2 protein-coding genes are annotated in these 8,535 nt (G+C 48.3%); one reads left to right on the top strand and one right to left on the bottom strand.

Annotation, left to right across the window (positions count from 1 at the left end; all coding sequences use genetic code 11):
* Positions 1 to 245: transposase (locus L1D22_RS21730; protein WP_239830108.1), on the top strand; the 245-nt coding region annotated here is incomplete at its 5' end.
* Between the two features lie 102 nt (positions 246 to 347).
* On the opposite strand, the gene L1D22_RS21725 is transcribed toward L1D22_RS21730, so the two are convergent.
* Positions 348 to 8,535 (bottom strand): tandem-95 repeat protein (locus L1D22_RS21725; RefSeq protein ID WP_239831213.1); only part of this gene is annotated, 8,188 nt, incomplete at its 5' end.

Below are 8,535 nucleotides of genomic sequence, written 5' to 3'. Positions count from 1 at the left end.
GGCTCTGGGAGGTATGGTGGGCACAAGTGCAAGAGAGTGGAATTAAGCCATTGAAAGAGTTCGCACGAAAACTGAGGCCTTATCTTCACGGCATTATTGCATCGGCAAGTTACCCGTTAAACACCTGCACACTAGAAGGGATAAACAACAAGATAAAGCTAATCAAGCGAATGGGGTATGGATATCGAGATACAGATTACTTCTTCTTGAAGATAAAAGCGGCTTTCCCCGGAAAGCCGCGATGAACCTAAAAAAAGCCACGCAAAGCTCGCTCTGCATGGCTTTGATGAGGGCAACATTACGCTACCCTATCTTCATTTGGGCTCAAACGAACCCAACCTTTCTGGTTAGATCGAGCTTTGATCGAAGTCGTTGCCTTGATCGGTTCCAGTTTGAGTGTCTGAATCGAAGCTTCCAGAGTCGTCCGTGAAGTCAACACCTTGGTCTTGACCACCCGCACTTGTCCAATCACTGCCACCAGATTCCATGCCGGCCATGTCTGGTTGCTGCTCTTGAGTAGAACCTTGCATGGTGTATTGATCATCAACCTCAACTTCAACAAAGCCGCTTGCACCGTCTATTGAGCTACCCAATTCGTCGTAACCTTGGAATTGGATCTCACTAGTACCTTCGTAACCCTCAGGAAGTTCAACCGATACAGACTGCTCTAAGTTGCCACTGATTGTGAAGCTACCATCACCATTGTCCAGTGCGTTACTCACTGTAGAGCCTTCAGGTAAGCCAGACATTTCAGCGTAATCAACCGACTCGTTACCACTCACCTCATCTGGAATCGAGATAGAGATGGTATCGCCTGGAGCCGCTGTCACGTCAGCAACGCTGTCTTCGGCTTCTGTTTCACTGGCTTGAGCTTGGTCATCAGCTTGTTGTGCGACGTCCACTTGCTGCTCTTCAGTTGCTTGAGCGGCTTGTACTTGTGGTTCATCACTCTGTGTTGAATCATCAGCTACTTGGATGCTTAAGCTATGGCTCGATACTTCACCACCATCGTTAACATCGACATTCATCGCTAAGTTGCCGTCGAAATCTTCGTTTGGCCAGTATGTCCATTCGCCATCACCAGATTCAGCGAAGAAGCCTGCATCATTCGCGTCGGCAACATCAACAACTTGTGCTGTATCGCTAACGCCTAACTCATCCACCAGCTGAGACTCTGTGATAGTTAACGAACCGTCATCCGCTAAGGCGTAACCTTCACTCGCTGCTGATTCATCGTCACCTTGAATATCCACGTTGAAGAAGCTTTCGATGCGGTTTTCGCCATCGGTCGCTATAAATCCAACTTGAACATCTCCGGTGTAATCTTCAGCAGGTGTGAATTGATAATTACCTTGGTTATCGCTTTCTATAACACCCTGACCTTCCATCAAGCTCACTGACTCAATGCTCAAGCTATCGCCTTCTGCATCGCTCAGGTTCGCTAACATATCTTGATCAGTGAACGACAAGGTAGCGTCCGCTGCAATTTCAGTGGTTGTGATGCTGTTAACTTCTGGTGCTACATTCTCTTGTGAATCGCCCTCTTTCACGACCACGCCAGTTTGCTCATCATGAAGCACGCCATCTTTATCAACCACGTAAGCAATGTCTGCTTCGCCAGTAAAGCCCGGTGCTGGTGTGAACGTCCAAGTGCCATCGCCATTATCGACAATCTCACCTTGACTACGGTCTGCTAGATGAACCAATTTCACTTCATCGTCGCTGTCTGCATCCACATTCTCAGCCAACCCAATTAGGTCGTCCGCGGTTAGGATGATGGAATCTCCCGCTACGGTTTCGAAGTCACCAGAATCGATACCATCTTCGAACGCTTCTGGTTCATCCCCGTAATCGACCGTGGTTGCACTTACGGTTACGAAGAACTCACCATGGAAGTCTTCAGGAGGCGTCATTTGAATGTTTGAAATATCCCAGTCGAACAGGTCGATGTATTGACCCGGCTCAGTGATCATCACGGTGTTCACTCCATCGGTTACCTCGAATCCAACAGGGAAACCTGTCATCACCAAGTTACTTAGTGTTTCTGAATCATCGACTAAACCAACGTTCAATCCTAAGTGACCCGTCTCATCTTCACCGAAGACTAAAGGACCGTCATGGTCAGTGGTAATTACCGCGCCATCTGCAACAGGACGAACGTACACAGGAACATCGAGAACCGTTTCAAACTCACCATCACTCACGACAACTTGTAGGTCTGATACGCCTGCAAAGTCACCCGTTGGTGTGAATGTCCAAGTACCATCGCCGTTGTCTGTGACTTCTCCGCCATCTTCACCGTCTGCAGTGATAATACGTGAAACCACAAGGTCAGCCGTATCAATATCACCGAACAAGTTCATCAAGTCGCCCGCATCGAAGGTGAACGCGCCATCTTCGTCTGTGGTCATCATTGCGTTACCGACATTGAATGGAGCGTCGTTAACTGGAATCACATCCACATTCAGCGAACCATCAACCACTTCTTCTCCATCAGTTGCTTGATAACCTAGCTCTACCAAGCCATTGAAGTCTTGAGTAGTCACTAAGTGATACATGCCGTCTGGCTGCTGAGTTAAGGTCGCATTAGCTGGAGCACGAACCGTGATGCTTTCGATGCTGATCTCATCACCATCTAGATCCGTCACTTGATCCGCGATGTAAGCTGGGTCAATCACCATGACCACATCTTCTTCACCTTGCATCTCAATGGTCGGAGCTTCAGGTGCATCGTTCACTGGAGTAACATCGATGTTGCCGTCGACTGAAATTGTCTCTTGGCCATCGCTAACGTTAAACGTCATTGGCACATCGCCATTGAAGTTTTCGTTTGGCGTGAATGACCAAGTACCATCTTCGTTGTCTAGCAACTCGCCCAAGCTAGGGTCGATTTGTAGACCAGATGCTGACAGTTCATCTGCGGTGTTATCAATATCGGTAGCTTGAGCTAACAACATGTCTTGTGTGATAAGAATGGTGCTATCTTCGGCTGTGGTGAGTTTCACATCCTCCGACTCAGGTCCATCATTCACAGCCAGAACTTCAATACCCGCCGTTGTTGTCGCTGTTGCACCGTCATCGTCAGTTACAACCACATCTAGGCTGATATCACCGTTAAAGTTCTCACTCGGCGTGAAGGTCACAGAACCATCATCGTTTTGAACCAGTTCGCCGTCAGAGCCAGTGTAAGTCACGCTTTCAAGCGACACTTCACCATCAACATCTGAGCTGTTCGCAATCAACTGCTCAGGGCTAATGGTAATCGTGCCATCTTCGTTCATCTGGTAAGACGTTGAACCCGCCACTGGTGCATCATTCACATCTGTGACAGTTACATCAATATTGGCATCGACTGTCTCAGTGCCATCAGACACTGTGAAGCCAAGGTTTACACCGCCATTGAAGTTCTCGTTCGGAGCGAAGCTATAAGTGCCATCACCATTATCCGTGAACACACCTTCTGCGCCCGTGTAAGACACATCCGTGATAGACAAGTTATCGCCGTCAATGTCTGCAGCGCCTGCTAGTAGGTCTGCATCCGTGAAGATTAACGTTCCATCTTCCTCAACGGTGAAGCTTTGGTCTTCTGCTGTTGGAAGGTCATTGACTGGGTTAACCGTTAGGTCGACGCCAGCTTGAACCGTTTCAAGGCCATCTGACACATCGAAGCTCAAGTCAATGTCACCGTTGAAATCAGCATCCGGCATGATAGTAAATGAACCATCTTCGTTTGCTGTGACGGTTGCATTGTCACCTGCGGATAGGTTGCTTGCGGTCAGTGCATCACCATCAACATCGGAAGCGTTCGCCAACAACTGTTCTTGAGATAGCGTAATTGAACCATCTTCATCAACCGAGTAAGCCACGTTTCCGGCTACTGGTGCATCGTTGACAGCAATTACTTCAATACCAGCCGTAGTTTCAGCTGTCGCGCCATCGTCATCAATAACCGTCACATCAAGACTGATGTCGCCGTTAAAGTTTTCATTTGGAGCGAAGGTAACTGAACCATCTTCATTTTGAACCAAGATACCGTCGGCACCTGAATAGCTCACACTATCAAGTGACACTTCACCGTCTACATCCGAGCTATTCGCAATTAACTGCTCAGGGCTCAATGTAATAGTGCCGTCTTCGTTCATTTGGTAAGACGTTGCGCCCGCGACTGGAGCATCGTTAACGTCTGTTACCGTTACGTCGATGTTTGCATCGACTGTCTCAGTGCCATCAGATACTGAGAAGTCTAGGCTTACGTCACCGTTGAAGTTCTCGTTCGGAGCGAAGGTGTAAGTACCATCACCATTGTCAGTGAACACACCCTCTGCGCCCGTGTAAGACACATCAGCAACTGAAAGCTCATCACCATCAATATCAGAAGCTCCCGCTAGCAGTTGCTCGTCTGTGAAGGTTAATGAACCGTCTTCTTCAATGGTGTAAGCCACATCTTCGACAACCGCGACATCATTCACTGGGTTAACAGTAAGGTCTGCCGTTGCAACAACTGTTTCATTACCGTCAGACAAGTCGAAGCTTAGGTCAATGTCGCCATTGAAATCAGCATCTGGTGTGATGGTAAATGAACCATCATCGTTTGCCATTACTGTTGCGTTGTCACCTGCCGTTAAGTTAGCTGCGGTAAGGTCATCGCCATCCACATCTGAAGCTTGAGCCAGCAATTGCTCTTGGCTTAGGGTGATTGAACCATCTTCATCCACGGAGTAAGCCAAGTCGCCAGAGACTGGAGCATCGTTGACTGCGATAACATCAATACCCGCGGTAGTTTGCGCGGTTGCACCGTCTTCATCGGCAACAGTCACATCTAGGCTGACATTACCGTTGAAGTTTTCGTTTGGTGCGAAGCTGTAAGTACCGTCACCGTTATCAGTAAAGATACCGTCTGCACCCGAGTAAGAAACGTCACTAACGGATACATCACCTTCAATGTCTGAGCTGTTCGCAAGAAGCTGAGCATCAGAGATAATAATCACATTATCTTCATCGACGCTGTAGGTCGTTGAACCTGCAACTGGTAGGTCGTTGACGGCAATAACGTCGATACCTGCCGTTGTTTCAGCTGTTGCGCCATCCTCATCCATAACAGACACATCAAGACTGATGTCGCCGTTAAAGTTTTCGTTTGGCGAGAAGGTGTAAGTGCCATCACCATTATCCGTGAACACACCATCTGTGCCGCTGTAGCTAACATCGCTAACAAAGACATCCCCTTCAACGTCTGAGCTGTTCGCCAGAAGTTGTGCATCGCTTAGGGTAATACTGCCATCTTCTTCAACGCTGTAAGAGGTTGTGCCTGCGACAGGTACGTCATTGATTGGAACAACCTGAACATCAATGTTTGCCGATACCACATCAGTGCCATCGCTGACATCGTAAGTAAGGTCGACGCTACCATTGAAGTTCTCGTTTGGAGCGAAGGTATAAGTGCCATCGCCGTTATCCGTGAACACACCGTCGGTGCCTTCGTAGTTAACCGATTCAACAGAAAGGTCATCACCATCGATATCCGTTGCACCAGCCAATAACTGATCATCAGTGAAGGTTAACGAGCCATCTTCATTAATGGTGTAGTCATGATCGTAAATAACAGAAAGATCGTTGACTGCTGTTACGGTCACATCTAGCTCCGCTGGAGTCACCCCACCGTTACCATCATCCACGTTGTAGCTAATGGAGAATTCACCGTTGAAGTTCTCTTCCGGCGTAATGGTGTAAGTACCATCACCGTTATCAGTGATTAGCGCGTTATCGATAGAAATGTCACCCACACTTGGTTCGTTACCATCCGTATCACCAGAGTCATCACCTCCATCGCCGGTTAGCAATTCAGAGATATCAATGCCGTTTTCATTAGCAAGCGCTTCTTCTGCTGTTGGTAAATCAAACGCATTTTCACTGCCCACATCTTGGCTTGGAACCACAACGCCGTTCACGATATCAAATACGTGCCAGTGCTCACCCGTTGGATTGTCAGGTAAGTCTGGGGTAAATGTTCCCACCAGTGTATCGCCTACAAACACCTGAACTTGCACATCTTCGACACCATCCACATCCCAACTTCTGTCGGTGTAGTTGTGTACTGAATAGTGCATGTCCGCATCTTGGTAGTTCGGAATAGTGATGGTTTCAGGACCACCGCCATTCGTGTCATCAACATCTTGTTGAACAACGTTACCTTCACCAAGATCATGGCTCATGTCGCGGTAGTAGATATGGTCTAGCTCGTTACCATTCTCTGTATCGTAGAGCCATAAGTGGTTATCCATATCACGTGGGCTTTCACCCCAGGTCACCACGATACGCATATCTGTTTCTTCAAGCACTTCAGATATTGCGGTCACACCACCATTCACATCCTCTCCCGCAGGGACAATGAAGCTACTGGTGATTGAGCCTTCTTGTTCAATGGTGACCGTGCCTTGGTCAACGACTGAACCTGTAACAGAGTAGTTTCCTGAATCATCCGTTACTGTGGTGTAGCTATTGCCAGCGCTGTCGGTCAGGGTGACCTCTGCACCAGACACTGGGTTACTGGTTTCAGCATCCAACACTGTACCGGTTACGGTTGTTTCATCGCCCTGTTCTCCGATAATTGCGGTCATGTCATCGTCTTCGATGTCAGTCGCGAACTGTAGGAGCTCTTCTTGAGTAATGGTGTATGAACCATCTTCTTCAATGGTTATCGCCACATCAGCAGAAACAATTGGCGCGTCGTTAACTGGGTCAACGGTCAAGCCTAAGTTAGCCGCAATTGGTGTGTCGCCATCGCTGATGCTATAGGCAACGTCGATGTAGCCATTGAAGTTCTCGCTTGGAGTGATAGAGAACGTACCATCGCCATTATCGACAATCGTTGCATCGTCACCTACTAAGGTTAAGTCGGAAGCGACAAGATCATCACCCTCAATATCCGCGGCATTCGCAAGTAACTGCTCCTGCGTGATAGTGATGGTGTTGTCTTCGTCTACGTTGGCATAAACATCATCGCTGGTTGGTAGGTCATTGATTGGGTTAACGGTTAGGTCAGCGTTCGCCACAATCGATTCTGTACCATCAGAGATGTCGAAACTTAGGTCGATGTTGCCGTTGAATTCAGCATCTGGTGTCACCGTAAAGGTACCATCGCCGTTATCAACAACAGTTGCGTTATCACCTGCACTTAGGTTGCTTGCCGTTAGGTCATCACCATCGACATCCGATGCTTGAGATAGCAATTGCTCTTGAGTCAGAGTAATCGAGCCATCTTCATCAATGCTGTACGCCAAGTCGCCCGATACTGGTGGATCGTTAATTGGCAGAACATCAATGCTTGCCGTTGTGGCTGTCGTTGCACCGTCCTCATCGGTCACTACTACATCAAGGCTAACATCGCCATCGAAGTTTGCGTTTGGCGCGAAGCTGAATGTTCCATCGCCATTGTCAGTAAAGATACCGTCAGCGCCTGCGTAGTTCACGCTATCAATCGCCACTTCGCCTTCAATATCGGAAGCGTTCGCCAACAGTTGCTCTGCACTGATGGTGATAACTTCATCTTCGTTGACTGAGTAGCTGGTTGAGCCTGCGATTGGCGGATCGTTCACCTCAAGTACGGTGATTCCCGCTGTGGTCGCTTCTGTTGCCCCTTCTTCATCGGTCACAACAACGGCCAAGCTTACTTCGCCATTGAAGTTCGCGTTTGGTGAGAAGGTATACGTGCCGTCACCGTTGTCTTCAAACACACCATCACTGCCGGTGTAAGACACGCTATCAATCGCCACCTCACCTTCAACATCCGAAGAGTTAGCTAATAGCTGTTCATTACTGATCGTGATTGAGTTGTCTTCATGAACGGTATAAGACGTGCTACCAGCAACAGGTGGATCATTCTCTGGTGTCACACTCACATCGATATTGGCTTGAACCGTGTCCGTACCATCTGACACATCGAAGCTGAAGTTCACATCACCATTGAAGTTCTCGTTTGGCGCGAAGCTGTAGCTTCCGTCGCCATTATCAGTAAGAACACCGTCCACACCTGTGTAAGTCACACCTTCAACCGACAAGTCATCCCCATCGATATCAGTAGCGCCCGTTAGCAGGTCTTCATCAGTGAAGTTCAAGACACCGTCTTCGCTAATGCTGAACGTTTGGTCTTGTGGCTGTGGCAGGTCATTAACTGGGTTAACCGTTAAGTCAGCCGTAGCGACTAATGTGTCTGTACCATCGGTAATGTCGAAGTTCAAATCAATGTCGCCATTGAAGTTCGCATCTGGCGTGATAGTGAAACTACCGTCATCGTTTGCAGTGACGCTCGCATCACCACCAACGGTTAAGTTAGCCGCTGTTAAGTCATCGCCGTCAACATCGCTCGCTTGAGCAAGTAATTGCTCTTGGCTCAACGTAATTGAACCATCTTCGTCCACGCTGTACGCCAAGTCGCCCGATACCGGAGCATCGTTCACAGGCAGAACATCAATGTTTGCTGTAGTGGTTGCGGTTGCGCCGTCTTCATCGGTCACTACTACATCAAGGCTAACATCA

The organism is Vibrio sp. Isolate34, assembly GCF_022397915.1.
GTDB lineage: Bacteria > Pseudomonadota > Gammaproteobacteria > Enterobacterales > Vibrionaceae > Vibrio.
This window is presented reverse-complemented; position numbering and strand designations above follow the sequence as displayed.